The organism is Salibaculum sp. (assembly GCF_035270045.1).
GTDB lineage: Bacteria > Pseudomonadota > Alphaproteobacteria > Rhodobacterales > Rhodobacteraceae > Salibaculum.
In genome coordinates, this window is the sequence record NZ_DATFIP010000002.1 from 1 (window position 1) to 16101 (window position 16101).

Below are 16101 nucleotides of genomic sequence, written 5' to 3' on the forward strand. Positions count from 1 at the left end.
CCCCTGCCTCCCGAAGACAGTGCTCTACCAGGCTGAGCTACACTCCGACCGTGGGGCGCGGATTACTCTTGCCGGTCGGTATTTGCAAGGCCGATTCTGCTGTCGGGATGCTTGCCGATGAAGCGCAGGAACGGGCCCACACGCAGGTAGGTCCCGGTATCCGGGCGTGACCGTGTCCGCAGGACAGGCGTGGTTCGCGAATGTGTGCCAGTGCTTTCCCGCAGCACGATATAAAGCCCCGAGCCGATGATCAGTGCGCTGCCGATAAGGGTGGGCTGATCGATGGTCTCTCCAAAGAACTGGTAGCCGTAAAAAGATGCCCAGATGATCTGGGAATACTGCATCGGCGCGATGATCGCTGCCTCGCCTGACTGGTATGCCGCGATGACGAGCCGCCCGGCGGTGAAAGCGAAAATCGCGATCAGAGCCAACAGTCCCAAGTGCTCAATCGGCATGGGTTCGTAGACGAAATAGAGCGCCGCGCCAAGCAGCACGAAATTTGCCACCAGGGGATAGAGCATCATCACGACGGGGCGCTCGTCCGCGCCAATCTTGCGCACGATGACAGAATTGAAGGCACCGCCCACCGCCGCGGTGAGCGCGGCGACATGACCGGCCCCGATCTCGGTGGCGCCGGGACGCAGCACGACCATGACGCCGCCCAACCCCACGATCACCGCCATCCAGCGGCGCAGCCGCACGGTTTCGCCCAGCATGGGGATGGCCAGGACCGTGATCAGCAGCGGCGCGGCGAAAAGGATCGCGTAGGTCTGCGTCAGCGGCAACACCGAGAACGCCAGAAAGGCGCCGAGGCCGGTCATCACTGTCGCGATTGTCCGCAAAGCCATCCACCAAGGGTGCACGGGCAAGAGCGTCCCCGGCGAGGAATCCCGCATCAGCATCAGTGTGGCCAGCGGGAAGCTCAGCAGCACCGAGAAGAAAAGGATCTGCACCGGCGAATAGCTGGCCCCCAGGGTTTTGACGAAAACATCGTGTGTCGCGAAGATCCCGAAGGCCATCAGTGCGAAAAGGGCGCCACGAAGGTTGGCGGACATGGGGTGATCCTTTGCTTTCAGCCCATGCTAGCACTGACATCTCGATAGGAAAAAGGGGCGGTCCTGTCAGACCATCCCGTCACCCGCATTCGACCGACAGGCTGTCGTTCAGTGCCGCGACGATGGCATCGCCCATCTCGCTGGTGGTCACGGCTTGCACCCCCTCTTCGCCCAGCAGGTCAGCAGTGCGCTTGCCTTCAGCCAGCACCTGCTCCACCGCCTTTTCCAAGCGATCTGCCTCGTCGCTCATGTCAAAGCTGTAGCGCAGCGCCATTGCAAAGCTGAGGATGCAGGCGATGGGATTCGCCTTGCCTTGCCCGGCGATGTCGGGGGCCGAGCCATGCACGGGTTCGTAAAGCGCCTTGGGCCGACCGTTGGACATGGGCGCCCCGAGCGAGGCCGATGGCAGCATCCCGAGGCTGCCGGTCAGCATGGCGGCAGCATCCGACAGCAGGTCCCCGAAAAGATTATCGGTGACGATCACGTCGAATTGCTTGGGCCAACGGCAAAGCTGCATTGCGCCGGCATCGGCATACATGTGCGACAACTCGACATCAGGGTAGGCCTCGTCATGGACCTTCTGAACGATCTCGCGCCACAGGATGCCCGACTCCATGACATTGGCCTTTTCCATGGAACAGACCTTGCCCGACCGCTTGCGCGCCAACTCGAAGGCGGACCGTGCAACGCGTTCGATCTCGCTCTCGGTGTAGCGCTGGGTGTTGATGCCCACGCGCTCATTGCCCTCTTTCACGATGCCGCGCGGCTCGCCGAAGTAGATGCCGCTGGTCAGTTCGCGCACGATCATGATGTCGAGACCCGCCACGACGTCCTTTTTCAGGGACGAGAAATCGGCCAGCGCGTCGAAACACTGGGCCGGGCGCAGGTTGGCATAGAGGTCCATTTCCTTACGCAGGCGCAACAGCCCGCGCTCGGGTTTCATGCTGAAATCAAGGGCGTCGTATTTGGGCCCACCGACCGCGCCCAGCAGCACGGCGTCGACCTCCTGGGCGCGTGCCATGGTGTCGTCGTGTAGGGGCGTGCCATGGGCATCAAAGGCAGCGCCACCGACGAGATCCTCACTCACGTCGAAGACGATCTCGCGCGCCTCACCAAACCAGCCGATGATCTTCTTGACCTCGGTCATGACTTCCGGGCCGATGCCGTCACCGGCCAGTATAAGCAGTGAGGGATTTGTCATCGCGTCAGGTCCTTTACGCTTTCGGTTCTACATCGCCTAGCCGAGCCCCCACGGGGCGTCAAGAAACCAGCGCGGTGAGCCGCTCCCTCAGGGCAGGGCAGGCCCACCGCAACATATTCCTGGCCCGCCTACCGGCGGATATCCACCCAGACAAGGCGATGGGGGCCGGCAGCGAATCCATCCTCGCCCAATAGCTCGGCCCCCGCTGAGCCGGGCGCGGGCCAAAAGACGCCTGCGTCAGCGACGGTCAGGTCCCTGCTGGGCAGGACATAGGAGACCCGCAGGTTGCCTGGGCCGTCCTCGCTCCAGTCGGCGGTGTCCAGGGCCGGATCGCCGTTGTGGCCGGGGCTGGGGTTGGCCTCGCCTCCCGCGCTGGCCGGCTGCGGATCCTGCCAAAGGGGATCGGCGAGCACCCGGGCCATGGCGACGCGAAACCCGTCGCCATCGGCCGAGTCCAGATTGGTGTTACCCAGAAGAACCAACGGCAGTGCGGGCACCGGGCCCATGTCGCCCGCCATAAGCCTTTGCCACAAGCGCAGCTCGTCACGGTTGCGCAGGCCATTTCGATCCTCGGGCCCGTCGAAAACCGGTGGGGTGGCGGAATAGGCCAGCAAAGTCAGCGTCGTGCCGTCGTCGATCCGCAACGGAACAGCCCAGTGCGAGGTCGATGACAACCGCCCGGCAGCCTGCGCCGCAGACGAGGGGAAGGGGCCTTCCGCCGTTTCGGGAAGCACGGCCCCTGGCAATTCGGGCCAGGGCAGCGCGGTGAAATCCCGCACCGCCTCATCAAGCACGGGCCAGCGGGTCAACAAAGCCACCCCCCCATCCCCCCGAAATCGGCCATATCCCTGGGCATCGCGCGGCTCGCCCAGCCGACCGTTTCCGTCCATATCCAGCCCGGTGGCTAGGCCCGCGTTTCCCGGCCGCGCGAAGAGATGCGCAAAGGGCCGCGCCAAGCGATCGTTGAAGGCCCGCAGTGCAGCCAGCCCCTGATCATGATCGAAATCGGTTAGCAGCAGAATGTCGGGCGCGGCGGCATCGACGATGCGCTGCGTGGCGCGCACCTGCGGGTCCTCGCCATCGAGGATATCGCGCAGCAGCAAACCAGGCCCGTCGCGGCTGAGGGGAGCGGCGAAGGTGGCGATGCGGATGGTGTCCTGCGCCCGAACGGAGAACGGCAAGAGGCACAGCAACAGCGCAGCAATCAGACGACCGAGGGCTGCGCCTCGTCGGGGTCCTGGAGGTAGGCGCGCTCGCGCTGCGCCGAGATCATCTGGGCCAGCCGACCAAGGGCGATGCCCCTCATGATCAGGCTGGCAGGAAGAAAGGCCCATGCGGTTATCGTCCAGATCAGCGTGTGTGAATTCGCCAGGCTGATCGGGTCGAAGACACTCGACGCCAGCTTGACGGCGGCCGGTATCATGAATGGCAGCAGGAAGCCTAATATAAGGTTAATGTGGCTGTCGCGTTCCAGCCGATGTACAACATCGCCGCCCGCCGTGGGATCGAAGGTGGGCAGGTTGACCCAGACATTGAAGGCGGCGCCGCCCTGGCTGGGCCAGGCCTTTATGCGCAGGATCAGGATGAAGGCGATCAGTCCCACCAGTGAGATCAGGTAGCTCAGCCCGGCGGCGGTCCGCACGTCCCAGATCAGCCAGCCCGGTGCGTTGTCCGGCAACATCAGCACGACCAGACGCACGGGCGAATATGGGAAGTCCATTACATCCGCCAGGCGCGCCCCGATCATCGAGAAGAGATCGGTCATGGTCGAAGGGTCGGTCTTGCCCTTGGCGATCATCGTCATGGAAAAGATCATCAGGAAGAGCACGGCATAGCGCAGCCGGTTGAAGGGCGGGGCGTAGCGGAATTCGACAAGGCTGGGATAGGCGGAATTGTACTCAGCCAGGGTGAAAAGCGCGGCCACCAGCGCCACGAGGGCAACGGTCTGGTTGGTGTCATGCGAAGTTCCGGCCACCATCAGGGATGGCAGGATCACCAGTATGACCATCAATGCCGCGCGGAATACCGCACCTGCGATCCGGGAAAGCACTGCCCCATTATCCTCGATCCGGCCGGGAACGATTCTAGGCCGTTCCCTTGTGTCCGTGTTTGCCCGTTTGCCCGTGTCCGGTTTGTCAGGCTGCCTTTTTCTTGCCATGAATTTGCCCACTTCCCAGTCGTGCCGCAAGACACTGTTGTTGCTGGCGAGGAAACAGGGCGGATTTGCGGCAAGACTGGTGCGACAATGCAACCATTCCAAAGCATTGAAATGCAAAGCCCTACATCTTGCGGCCGATGATTGCCACGCCACTAGAGCGGTTCAGTTTTCTTTAGGGATTAGGGCCTGAAAGGGGCCGACCGTCTGGGGCGGCCCCTTTCAAATTGTGTCACACCCAGGGGCGCTCGGCGCTCATCTTCGCCTCGAAGGCGTCAATGGCAGGGGCCTTTTCCAGGGTCAGGCCGATATCGTCCAACCCGTTGAGCAGGCAATGCTTGCGCCAGGGATCGACCTCGAAAGTGATCTTGCCCCCGTCCGGCCCACTGATCGTCTGGCTTTCCAGATCTACCGTTACCGTCGCGTTGGACCCGCGCTCGGCATCGTCCATGAGCTTGTCGACATCCTCTTGTGGCAGCACGATCGGCAGGATGCCGTTCTTGAAGCAGTTGTTGTAAAAGATGTCGGCAAAGCTGGTCGATATCACGCAACGGATCCCGAAATCGAGCAGTGCCCAGGGCGCATGTTCACGGCTTGAGCCACAGCCGAAATTGTCGCCCGCGATCAAAATCTGCGCGTCACGGTAAGCGGGTTTGTTGAGCACGAAATCCGCGATCTCGCCCCCTTGCCGATCATAGCGCATCTCGTCGAAGAGGTTCACGCCGAGGCCCGACCGCTTGATCGTCTTGAGGAACTGCTTGGGGATGATCATGTCGGTGTCGATGTTGACCAGCGGCAAGGGCGCCGCGATCCCGGTCAGCTTGTCGAAGTTTTCCATTACATCATCTCCCGGATATCAGTCAGCTTGCCGGTCACGGCAGCCGCGGCGGCCATGGCTGGGCTCATCAGGTGCGTGCGCCCCCTGTAGCCTTGGCGGCCTTCGAAGTTGCGGTTGCTGGTCGAGGCGCAACGCTCGCCCTCGGACAGCTGGTCGGGGTTCATGGCCAGGCACATGGAACAGCCCGCCATGCGCCATTCGAAACCCGCGTCCTTGAAGATGTCGGCCAGCCCCTCTTCCTCCGCCTGTGCGCGCACCAGACCCGATCCGGGCACGATCATGGCGCGCATTCCGTCCTTGATCTTCTTGCCGCGCAGGATCTCGGCCGCAGCGCGCAGGTCCTCGATCCGGCCATTGGTGCAAGAGCCGATGAAGACCGTGTCGATCTCGATATCCGACAGCTTCTGGCCCGGGGTCAGGCCCATGTAGTCCAGCGCGCGCTTGGCCGCACCGACCTTGCCGCCCTCGAAGCTGTCAGGCGATGGAACAACCTCGTCGATCGGCAGGACGTCCTCGGGCGAGGTGCCCCAGGTGACGAGCGGCGCGATGTCTTCGCCGCGCAGGGTGACGACCTTGTCCCACTGCGCGTCCGCGTCGGAATGCAGGGTCTGCCACCAGGCCATGGCGGCCTCCCACTGGGCACCCTTGGGGGCGTGGGGACGGCCCTTGATGTATTGATAGGTCTTGTCGTCCGGCGCGATCAACCCGGCGCGGGCGCCACCCTCGATCGCCATGTTGCAGATCGTCATCCGCCCTTCGATGGAAAGCTCGCGGATCGCCTCGCCGCAGTATTCGATCACGTAGCCGGTGCCACCCGCCGTGCCCGTCTCGCCGATCACCGCCATGGTGATGTCCTTGGCGGTAACCCCCGGCGGCAGCTTGCCGGTGATCTCGACCTTCATGTTCTTCGACTTCTTCTGGATCAGTGTCTGGGTGGCCAGTACATGTTCGACCTCGGAGGTGCCGATGCCGTGGGCCAGGGCGCCGAAAGCGCCGTGGGTGGCGGTGTGGCTGTCGCCACAGACGACGGTCATCCCCGGCAGGGTCCAGCCCTGTTCCGGGCCAACGATATGGACGATGCCCTGGCGCACGTCGCTGACCGGGTAATAGTGGATGCCGAATTCCTTGGCGTTGGTATCAAGCGCCGCCACCTGGATGCGGCTGTCCTCGGGCATCTGATCGGGGTTCTCACGCCCCGCGGTGGTCGGCACGTTATGGTCGGGTACGGCGATGGTCTTGTCGGGCGCACGTACGGTACGGCCTGCCATGCGCAGACCCTCGAAGGCCTGCGGGCTTGTCACCTCGTGGACAAGGTGGCGGTCGATGTAAAGCAGGCTGGTGCCGTCCTCGGCTTCATGGGCGAGGTGGGCGTCCCAGATCTTGTCATAGAGTGTCTTGCCGGACATGGGTGTCCTCATTGGCTGAATGGAACGGGTAAGAGATATTAGAGGCCGCGCGCAGTGGGGCGCGGGCCGGCCGTCATGGACGGGCGAGAATGGTCAGTCGGGCGCCGAAGAACCGCCAGGGCAGGCGCGCGCGATCATCCATATCGAAAACACGGGTCATGATAGCGATGTATACTCAAGGTGTGAGTCTCGCAAGTGGCGCATCGCCCCCCCCTTTGTCAGCGGGTTCATTGAAATGTCAGCGGTTGCTTGCTAGCTTTGAGACGTGCCCAGCGTCGGGGCTTTGGCGACGCGCCTACAGGAGGACGATGTTCTGTCTCTTACATCATTCGCGGCAGAGGCCGCAGATGACGGGGCCCCGATGACGGGCGCCCCGACGCAAGCCACAGCCGCGGGAACACTGGCTGCCGTGCTTGCCTCTCTCTCCGATGACAAGGCCGAGGACATCGTGCAGGTTGATCTGCGCGGAAAGTCCGAGATGGGTGATTTCATGGTGATCGCCTCGGGGCGGTCCAGCCGTCAGGTGGCGTCCATGGCCGAAAAGCTGACCGACCGTCTCAAGCATGCGTTTGGCATCCTGTCCAAGGTCGAGGGAAAGGAGAGCGGTGACTGGGTACTGATCGACACCGGCGACGTGATCGTTCACATCTTCCGCCCCGAAGTGCGAGAGTTCTACCAACTCGAGAAGATGTGGCTCGCCCCCGGTGAGGATGGCGCCGTCACGTCCGGCTGATGCGGGTCACGATCTGCGCCGTGGGCCGGCTTCGGAAGGGGCCCGAAAAGGAGTTGATCGACGACTACCTGGCCCGATTCGGCAAGACTGGCCGAGGGCTTGGCCTCGGGCCGGCAACCCTGCGCGAGGTCGAGGACCGCAAGGGCGGCGGCCTGAGCGCCGAGGCCGCGCTTCTTGGCAAGGCGATCCCGGCCGGGGCAGCGATCTGTTGCCTGGACGAGCGCGGCAGGGCGATCAGTTCCCCCGATTTTGCAGGCCAGCTTGGCAAATGGCGAGACGAGGGGCGCGGCGATCTGGCTTTCGTGATCGGCGGGGCGGACGGGATTGACCAGGCCCTTCGTGCGCGCTCGGACCTGGCCCTGTCCCTGGGCGCAATGGTCTGGCCGCACATGCTTGCACGCGTGTTGCTGGCCGAACAGCTCTACCGTGCGGCCGCAATCCTGGCGGGCACACCGTATCATCGGACCTGAGCCCGCACGTGGCGCGATTTTCGGCCCAGGCCGCACTACGGCGGTTTTCCCGCCTCTCGCCTTGCGCTAGAAGCACCCAAGCGACAGGAGGAGAGCGCTATGACCGCCCCGACCCCCGTAGTTCTTTGCATTCTCGATGGCTGGGGAACCCGCGCCGATACGCGGGGCAATGCGCCCGCCCTCGCCGAGACGCCCAACTTCGACCAGATCACGCGCGACTGCCCCACCGCCCAGCTTGTCACCCACGGCAAGGACGTCGGGCTGCCCACCGGGCAGATGGGCAATTCCGAGGTCGGTCATACAAACATCGGCGCTGGCCGGATCGTCGCGATGGACCTGGGACAGATCGACCTGGCGATTGAGGACGGCCGCTTCGCCGAGAACGATGCACTCATGTCCTTTATCGAGGAACTCAAGGTCACGCATGGCGCAGCTCATCTCATGGGCGTCGTCTCGGACGGCGGCGTGCACGGGCATATCGACCATATACTGGCCGCGGTGGATGCGATCACCGGCATGGGTGTGCCCGTGGTGCTGCACGCCATCACCGACGGGCGCGACGTTGCGCCGAAATCGGGCGCCGGCTTCCTCAAGCGGCTTGCGGCCGCGTTGCCCGAGACCGCACGCATCGGCACCGTCATCGGTCGCTACTATGCCATGGACCGGGACACCCGCTGGGATCGGGTCGAATCCGCCTATCGCGCCATGATCGAAGGGAAAGGCGAGAAGGGCGGCGACCTGCCACCGGCGCAGATCGTGGAAGGCTACTACGACCAGGGCCTGACCGACGAATTCCTGCCGGCCACGATCGTCGGCGATTATGCCGGGGTTCACGACGGCGACGGGATCTTCTGCATGAACTTTCGCGCCGACCGTGCGAGAGAAATCCTGCGTGCCATCGGTGATCCCGACTTTTCCGAATTCGACGTCTCGGGCCGGCCCGAACTGGCGGGGCTGCTGGGCATGGTCGACTATTCCACCGATCACAACGCCTACATGACCACCTGCTATCCCAAGCAGGACATCGTCAACACGCTCGGCGCCTGGGCCGCGGCAAAGGGGCTGCGGCAGTTCCGCGTGGCCGAAACCGAGAAATACCCCCATGTCACCTTCTTCCTCAATGGCGGCAAGGAAGTGCCCGAGAAGGGCGAAGAGCGCTACATGGCCCCGTCACCGCGGGTCGCGACCTACGACATGCAACCCCAGATGTCGGCAGCCGAGGTCACCGATGCCTTCGTCGGCGCCATCGAAAAAGACTATGATCTGATCGTGTGTAACTACGCCAACCCCGACATGGTGGGCCATACCGGTGACCTGGAGGCCGCCAAGGCCGCCTGCGAGGCGGTTGACGCCGGGCTTGGCCAGGTTCTGGCGGCGCTGGACAAGTCTGGCGGCGCCATGATCGTCACTGCTGATCACGGCAACTGCGAAACCATGGTGGACCCCGACACCGGCGCGCCCCACACGGCCCACACCACGAACCCGGTTCCTGTCATCCTGGTGGGCGGGCCCGAGGGCGCGGGACTGCGCGACGGGCGCCTTGCCGACCTCGCGCCGACGCTGCTCGACCTGCTGCAGATCGAAGCACCCTCGGAAATGACCGGGGAAAGCTTGATCACGCGATGATCCGGGCGCTCACGCTTGTCCTGTGCCTCATGGCGGGCGGGGCCACCGCCCAGGGGGCGGCAGAGGCCGCGCAACAGGCCGCCCGCCAACTGGAAGCCGCGTCTGTCGCCCTGAACGAGGCCAGCTCGGCCGACGACCGCATCGCGGCCTTGACCGACACGCTGCGCGCCTATGAGGAGGGCATGACCGCCCTGCGCGATGGCTTGCGCCGCGCCGCCATCCGCGAACGCACCCTGACCCGAGACCTGGACGCGCGCTCGGACGAGGTGGCCCGGCTGCTGGGCGTGCTGCAACGCATGGGCCGGGCGCCGACACCGCTGCTGATGCTGCACCCCTCGGGGCCGACCGGAACGGCACGCTCGGGCATGATGCTGGCCGATGTCACGCCCGGTCTGCAGGACAAGGTCGCGCGCCTGCGCGCTCAGCTCGAGGAAGTCGAGACCCTGCGAACCCTGCGCGCCCATGCGCTGGAGGCCCTGCAACAGGGTCTGGCCGCCGCGCAACAGGCCCGCGCCACCCTTTCGGAGGCCGTCTCGGAGCGCACCGATCTGCCGCGCCGGTTCTCCGAGGATCCGGTCCAGACCGCACTCCTGCTGGACAACACAGAGACCCTGGCCGCCTTTGCCAGCAGCCTGGCCCAGACCGGGGCCGAGGCAGATGCCCCGCCCGCCCCTGATGCCACTTCGCTCAAGGGGCAACTGGCCCTGCCGGTGGACGGCCGGGTCCTGCGCCGCTACGGCGAGGCGGACGCCGCAGGGATCGAACGCCCCGGCCTCCTGATTGCCACCCGTCCCCGCGCCCTGGTCAGCGCGCCCGCCGCCGCCACCGTGCGCTATGCCGGACCGCTTCTCGACTATGGCAAGGTCATCATCCTGGAACCCGCTCAGGACGTGCTTTGGGTTTTCGCGGGGCTGGAACGCATCTTCGGCGAGATCGGCCAGGTCCTGCCGGAGGGGGCACCAGTGGGGCTGATGGGTGGCGACGCAGGGGATGCTCAAGCTATTTTGACCGAGACACGGCAGGGGGCGGCCTCGACCCGACCCGAAACGCTTTATCTTGAGGTTCGAGACGGGCAAGGTGCATCTGATCCCGCCACGTGGTTCGCCTACGATTGAGACGGGCCCAAAACGACAAGAGGAACATGATGAAGAAATTCGCAATGGCCGCGTCGGGCGGTATCCTGCTGGGCGCGATCGCGACCACGCAGATTGCCGGGCCCCTGATCGCGCAGGAAGCGCAGAACAACGCCAGCGTCTACGAACAGTTGGACCTCTTCGGCGATGTCTTCGAACGCATCCGCTCCGAATATGTCGAGGAAGCTGATGAGACGGAATTGATCGAGGCGGCCATAGACGGGATGCTTTCCTCACTCGATCCGCATTCCAGTTATCTGTCGCCTGAAGATGCCGCCGAAATGCGCGAACAGACTCGCGGAGAATTCGGCGGCCTGGGCATCGAGGTCACCCAGGAAGAAGGTTTCGTCAAGGTCGTCTCGCCCATCGACGGCACACCCGCCGACGCCGCCGGAATCGAGGCGGGCGATTTCATCACCAGTGTCGACGGCGAGAACCTGATGGGCCTGACACTCGACGAGGCGGTCGAGATGATGCGCGGGCCGGTAGGATCGGAAATCACCATCACCGTGGTTCGCGAGGGGGTTGAACAACCCTTCGAGGTCTCCATCGTACGCGATACCATAACCCTGACCGCGGTGCGCAGCCGCATCGAAGGAACGACAGTCGTGCTGCGACTTGTCACATTCTCGGACCAGACCTACCCAAACCTGGAGGAACAACTGGCCGAAAAGGTGGAGGAAGCAGGCGGCATCGATAACGTCAACGGCTTCGTCATCGACCTGCGCAATAACCCGGGCGGACTGCTCAATCAGGCCATCGCGGTCTCGGACGCCTTCCTCGATGCGGGAGAGATCGTTTCCACGCGCGGTCGAACAGCCTCGGACGGGCAGAGATGGAACGCGCGCGAGGGCGACCTGACGGAAGGCAAGCCCATCGTTGTCCTGATCAACGGCGGCTCTGCCTCGGCCTCGGAGATCGTGGCCGGTGCGCTGCAGGATCATCGCCGCGCCATCGTCGTGGGCACCAAGTCCTTTGGCAAGGGGTCGGTCCAGACGGTCATGCCACTGCGCGGCGACAGCGCCATGCGCTTGACCACCCAGCGCTACTACACGCCGTCGGGGCGCTCGATCCAGTCGCTGGGCATTTCGCCCGACATTATCGTACCGCAACCCCGGCGGGCGCCCGAGGAGGCCACGGCCGAGGACGAGGAAGAGACACCCGGCTTCCGCTCGGAGTCGGACCTGCGCGGCGCCCTCGACAATGACAGCCTCGACGACGACGAGGTCCGCCAGATCGAGGAGGATCGCGCCCGCGCCGAGGCGGCCGCCCAGCTGCGTGAACAGGACTATCAGCTGGCCTATGCCATCGACATCCTCAAGGGGTTGTCGGCCTTGGGGCCGAACGCGGAGTAGGCCATGACGCCCGAACAGATCGCCACCCTGCCCTACCGGCCCTGCGTCGGGGTCATGCTGGCCAATGCTGAGGGGGAGGTGTTCGTCGGCCAGCGCATCGACTGGCCGGAACCGGCCTGGCAGATGCCACAGGGCGGCGTGGACCCGGGCGAAGACCCGCGCGCCGCCGCTTTGCGGGAACTGGAAGAAGAAACCGGCGTCACCCCCGACCTGGTGCGCATCGAGGCAGAGACTGCAGGCTGGATTCCGTATGACCTACCCGCCGAGATCGTACCGAAACGCTGGGGCGGGCGCTATCGCGGGCAGGAACAGAAATGGTTCCTGATGCGCTTTCTGGGCGGCGACAACCAGGTGCGTATCGAGACCGCCGATCCCGAGTTTTCCTGCTGGAAATGGTCCGACCCGGGGGACCTTCTTGCCAATATCGTCGCCTTCAAGCGCGAGGTCTACGCCCAGGTTCTCGACGAACTCGGGGCGCGCATATGATACGGCCTGTGGCTGCCGCCCTTATGGCCGCGCTGGGCACTGGCCCGGCGCTGTCACTGTCCTGCCTGCCGCCGGACCCGGCCCGCACCTTGCAGCGGGCGCAGGACCCGTCGGATATCTAACGGGGGCTTTTGGGCAAGCTCGACCTCGAGCCGGTCTGGCGCCCCCAAGAGGCCTTTACCCCCCGATGCCGAGAATACCGCGCGCTTCTCGGACCAGGGGCTTGGCGTGGGGCTTTGCCTCGATCTCCGGCAGCAGCGTGATCGCGACCATCAAGGCCGGCATGGAGGGCGGCCCCTGTGAGCCAGCCCCCTGCGCTGACGGCCATCGCTTGCGCGCGCCCTCGATCCGGGCGATCCTGCCGCACATGGAAAATCGCAAGCTCGATACCCGCGCCATCGGTCTCGATGTCGGCCTGTCATTCTGCAAATGGCTCACCGGAAAGGAAAACTTGCACTACGGCGACTGGACCGGGCTGGCCGTCAGCGCGGCCAATCTCGGACCCGCGCAGGAAGCTTATACAGACCGACTGTTCACCTACCTGCCCGAAAGGCCCTGTCGCATTCTTGATTGCGGCGGTGGTGCCGGGGAAACCGCGCGCAGGCTGATCGCGCTGGGCCACGAAGTCGAGATCGTGATCCCTTCATCCTTCCTGGCCGGACGCTGCCGCGAAAACGCGCCGGCGGCGCAAGTCCACGAAACCCGTTTCGAGGAGTTTCCCATCGCACCCCGTTTCGACGTCTGCCTTTTCTCGGAGAGTTTCCAATACATCCCGCTGGAGATTGGGCTGGGGCGGGCGCGGGCACTGCTGGCGCCAGGTGGTCGGATCGTTCTGGCAGACTGCTTTCGCAGCGAGGGCCACAAGCGCTGCGCGCCTCTGGCCACCGTAGGTGGCGGACACGCGGTATCCGCGTTTCGCCGAGCCGTGGCCGATCTGGACCTGGAGATTTTGGACGAGGCGGACATCACCGAGTCCGTCGCGCCCTCTGTCGAGGTGGAACAGGAACTCTACAATGTTATCGGCCATGCCATCATGCGGATCGACGGGGAGTTGCAGGGCAAACACCCCGGCAAGCGCTGGGCGCTGCACAGGCTTCTGAGAACGACCCTGAGCGGCCGCAAGCGCGCCCGTCTGCATCAGCGTCTGATGGAACAGACCCGCAACCGGACGACATTTGCCGCGAACAACACCTACCTGATGATGGGTCTGCACCCCATGACCTAACCGCCGGCTCCCCAGGCGCGGGCAGTTTGGTCAAGGTGATCGGGAGCGGCGCCCTGGTCCCGATCTTTTCCGGGCCGATCTACCGGGAAGCGGACGCTAGCCCCTCTTCTGCCGGGTGCGCTTGACCTTGCGGGCGGTCTTGTCGGACTTCCTGCGCGCCTGCGCCTTCTTGCGGCGCGGCGGCTTGCCCCGCGCGGATTTCGGGCCGTGCCGGACGGTCTTGCCTTCCAGAGAGACCAGTTCGACGACCAGTCCGCCGGTAACCGGCGCCGCCTCGGTCAGCTTGACCACCGCGCGCTGCCCCATGCCGATGACTTGGCCGGTATCGGCGCCCATCAAGGTCTGGCTTTCCGCATCATGGTGGAAATACTCGGCGCCCAGCTTGCGCATCGGGATCATCGCGTCGGCCCCGGTCTCGTCCAGCTTCACGAAGACCCCGAAGCGCGCGACACCGCTGATGCGCCCCGTGAATTCCGCCCCGACCCTGTCATTCAGATAAGCGGCAAGGTAGCGATCCGTCGTATCGCGTTCGGCCATCATCGACCGACGCTCGGTGTCGCTTATGTGTTCGGCGGTGCTGTCCAGTTCCTCGATCTCACCGGGGCTCAGCCCGTCGTCGCCCCAGGCATGGGCCGAGACCAACGCGCGGTGCACGATCAGGTCCGAATAACGCCGGATTGGCGAGGTGAAATGCGCATAGGCCTTCAACGCCAGTCCGAAGTGCCCGAAATTCTCGGGGTTGTAATAGGCCTGCGTCATGGACCGCAGCGTGGCCATGTTGATCAACTCGTTCGTCTCTGTCTCGGCGGCCTGTTCAAGCAGCCGGTTGAGATGCGCGGTCTTGAGCACCTGCCCCTTGGCCAACGTCAGCCCGCTGGCGGCCGCGACCTCGCGCAGGGTGTCCAGCTTTTCCGGGCCAGGTTCCTCGTGCACCCGGAACAGCAAAGGCTGACGCTTGGCGATCAGGGTCTCGGCGGCAGCCACGTTGGCCAGCACCATGAATTCCTCGATCATGCGGTGGGCATCCAGCCGGTCCTTGAAGGCAACCTCGCTCACCTTGCCCGCATCGTCCAGCACGATCTGGCGTTCCGGCAGGTCCAGTTCCAGCGGCTGACGCTCGGCCCGTGCTTTCACCAAGCTATCATAGCATGCGAAAAGCGGGCGGATCACGTCATCCATCAGGGGCCCGACCTTGTCGTTGGGGCCCCCGTCCATACCCGCCTGCACCTCGACATAATTCAACGAGGCCGGAGATTTCATCAATCCGCGCACGAACCGATGCGACAGCTTCTTGCCCTTGGCGTCGAGCTTCATTTCCACGGCGATACAGGCGCGGGGCACGCCCTCGTGCAGGGAACACAGATCCCCCGACAGCCGATCGGGCAGCATCGGCACAACGCGGTCCGGGAAATAGGTCGAGTTGCCGCGCTTGCGCGCCTCGCGATCCAGCGCCGAGCCGGGGCGCACGTAGTGGGCCACATCGGCGATTGCTACCCAGAGCAGGTGCCCACCCTCGTTGCCGGGATCATCATCCCGTATGACGCAGCAGGCGTCGTCATGATCGCGTGCGTCGCTCGGGTCGATGGTGATCAGAGGCAGGTCGCGCAGGTCATCGCGACCCTTCAGCCCCGCCGGTTTCTGCTTGTCCGCCTCGTCGATCACCTCGTCCGGGAACCGGTCCGGAATGCCATGATGGTGAATCGCGATTAGGCTGACCGCGCGCGGCGCGCTCGGGTCCCCCAGTCGCGAGATCACCCGCGCCCTGGGCAAGCCCATGCGGGTCTTCGGCCCGGCCTGTTCCGCCTCGACCAGTTCGCCATCCTTGGCCCCGCCGGACAAGCCCTCGGGCACCTGCCACTCTTTGTCGCTGCCCTTTTCGACAGGCTGTATCCGCCCGCCCTCGCTGCGGGCCTTGTAAACACCGAGGATGCGCAGCGGATTGGTCCCGATCCGCCGGATCAAGCGCGCGGAATAGGCAAGGTCTTCGCCACGCTCTTCGGTCAACCGCGCCAGGATGCGGTCGCCTTCGCCCAGCGCCGGGTCATTGTCGCGCGCCACCAGAAGGACACGCGGCTCGGGTCCATCGCCGCCCCACTCCATGGGGCGCGCCAGAAGGTCGCCATCCGTATCCGGGCCCAGCACCTGCAGGACACTGACCGGCGGCAGCTTTGCGGGGTCGCGATAGCTCTTGCGTCGCTTGCGCAGCACGCCCTCCTCTTCCAGCTCCTTGAGGATACGCTTGAGGTCGATCCTGTCGGCCCCCTTGATGCCGAAGGCCTTTGCGATATCGCGTTTTGACCCCTGGGTGGGGTTCTTGGAAATCCAGTCGCGGATCTCTTGCTTGGAAGGAATACGTGCCATGGCGCACGCCTAACACGTCGCCGCGGGCCACGGCAGACCCAGTGTCGTCTTCTGGCC

The 16101-nt window shown here is 64.6% G+C and carries 15 protein-coding genes; 8 read left to right on the forward strand and 7 right to left on the reverse strand.

Annotated elements, in window-relative coordinates:
- Positions 1-62 precede the first annotated feature (62 nt).
- The 6 genes from VJ897_RS00030 to leuC all read right to left on the reverse strand — a co-directional run bounded on the left by VJ897_RS00030 (position 63) and on the right by leuC (position 6655).
- Positions 63-1055, reverse strand: a complete 993-nt coding sequence (locus VJ897_RS00030) for a DMT family transporter (protein ID WP_324052081.1) — start codon at positions 1053-1055, stop codon at positions 63-65.
- A 79-nt stretch (positions 1056-1134) separates the two neighbouring features.
- The gene (gene leuB, locus VJ897_RS00035) at positions 1135-2256 is read right to left on the reverse strand and encodes a 3-isopropylmalate dehydrogenase (protein WP_324052082.1); all 1122 of its coding nucleotides are present in this window, start codon (positions 2254-2256) and stop codon (positions 1135-1137) included.
- A gap of 128 nt (positions 2257-2384) precedes the next feature.
- Positions 2385-3437 carry an endonuclease/exonuclease/phosphatase family protein gene (locus VJ897_RS00040; RefSeq protein WP_324052084.1) on the reverse strand — a complete coding sequence of 351 codons (1053 nt, stop codon included), beginning with the start codon at positions 3435-3437 and terminating at the stop codon, positions 2385-2387.
- A 23-nt stretch (positions 3438-3460) separates the two neighbouring features.
- Positions 3461-4264, reverse strand: coding sequence for a hypothetical protein (locus VJ897_RS00045; protein WP_324052265.1), 804 nt, complete (start codon positions 4262-4264; stop codon positions 3461-3463).
- A gap of 379 nt (positions 4265-4643) precedes the next feature.
- On the reverse strand, positions 4644-5249 hold the full coding sequence (gene leuD, locus VJ897_RS00050; RefSeq protein ID WP_324052085.1) for a 3-isopropylmalate dehydratase small subunit: 606 nt from the start codon (positions 5247-5249) through the stop codon (positions 4644-4646).
- Entirely contained in the window at positions 5249-6655 is a 1407-nt protein-coding gene (gene leuC, locus VJ897_RS00055) for a 3-isopropylmalate dehydratase large subunit (RefSeq protein ID WP_324052087.1), read from the reverse strand. Before leuC ends, leuD begins: the two co-directional genes overlap by 1 nt.
- A gap of 265 nt (positions 6656-6920) precedes the next feature.
- On the opposite strand from leuC, the gene rsfS reads away from it, so the two are divergent.
- From rsfS to VJ897_RS00095, 8 genes are all read left to right on the forward strand, one after another.
- A complete protein-coding gene (gene rsfS, locus VJ897_RS00060; RefSeq protein ID WP_324052089.1) occupies positions 6921-7388 on the forward strand; it encodes a ribosome silencing factor in 468 nt (155 codons plus the stop codon).
- Positions 7388-7858 (forward strand): 23S rRNA (pseudouridine(1915)-N(3))-methyltransferase RlmH, encoded by a 471-nt coding sequence (gene rlmH / locus VJ897_RS00065; RefSeq protein ID WP_324052090.1) that lies wholly within the window; start codon positions 7388-7390, stop codon positions 7856-7858. Before rsfS ends, rlmH begins: the two co-directional genes overlap by 1 nt.
- 99 nt (positions 7859-7957) lie before the next feature.
- Complete coding sequence (gene gpmI / locus VJ897_RS00070) at positions 7958-9484, forward strand: 2,3-bisphosphoglycerate-independent phosphoglycerate mutase (protein WP_324052092.1); 1527 nt, start codon at positions 7958-7960, stop codon at positions 9482-9484.
- Positions 9481-10599, forward strand: coding sequence for a murein hydrolase activator EnvC family protein (locus VJ897_RS00075; protein ID WP_324052094.1), 1119 nt, complete (start codon positions 9481-9483; stop codon positions 10597-10599). Before gpmI ends, VJ897_RS00075 begins: the two co-directional genes overlap by 4 nt.
- 29 nt (positions 10600-10628) lie before the next feature.
- The gene (ctpA, locus tag VJ897_RS00080) at positions 10629-11972 is read left to right on the forward strand and encodes a carboxyl-terminal processing protease CtpA (RefSeq protein WP_324052267.1); all 1344 of its coding nucleotides are present in this window, start codon (positions 10629-10631) and stop codon (positions 11970-11972) included.
- A 3-nt stretch (positions 11973-11975) separates the two neighbouring features.
- Positions 11976-12458: an RNA pyrophosphohydrolase gene (locus VJ897_RS00085; protein ID WP_324052095.1), complete on the forward strand. Its 483-nt coding sequence runs from the start codon at positions 11976-11978 to the stop codon at positions 12456-12458.
- Positions 12455-12580, forward strand: a complete 126-nt coding sequence (locus VJ897_RS00090; protein ID WP_324052097.1) for a hypothetical protein — start codon at positions 12455-12457, stop codon at positions 12578-12580. The genes VJ897_RS00085 and VJ897_RS00090 overlap by 4 nt, the downstream gene beginning before the upstream one ends.
- 137 nt (positions 12581-12717) lie before the next feature.
- Positions 12718-13683 carry a class I SAM-dependent methyltransferase gene (locus tag VJ897_RS00095; RefSeq protein WP_324052099.1) on the forward strand — a complete coding sequence of 322 codons (966 nt, stop codon included), beginning with the start codon at positions 12718-12720 and terminating at the stop codon, positions 13681-13683.
- A 96-nt stretch (positions 13684-13779) separates the two neighbouring features.
- Here VJ897_RS00095 and rnr read toward each other — a convergent pair whose 3' ends face one another.
- On the reverse strand, positions 13780-16044 hold the full coding sequence (gene rnr, locus VJ897_RS00100; RefSeq protein WP_324052101.1) for a ribonuclease R: 2265 nt from the start codon (positions 16042-16044) through the stop codon (positions 13780-13782).
- Between the last annotated feature and the right edge of the window lie 57 nt (positions 16045-16101).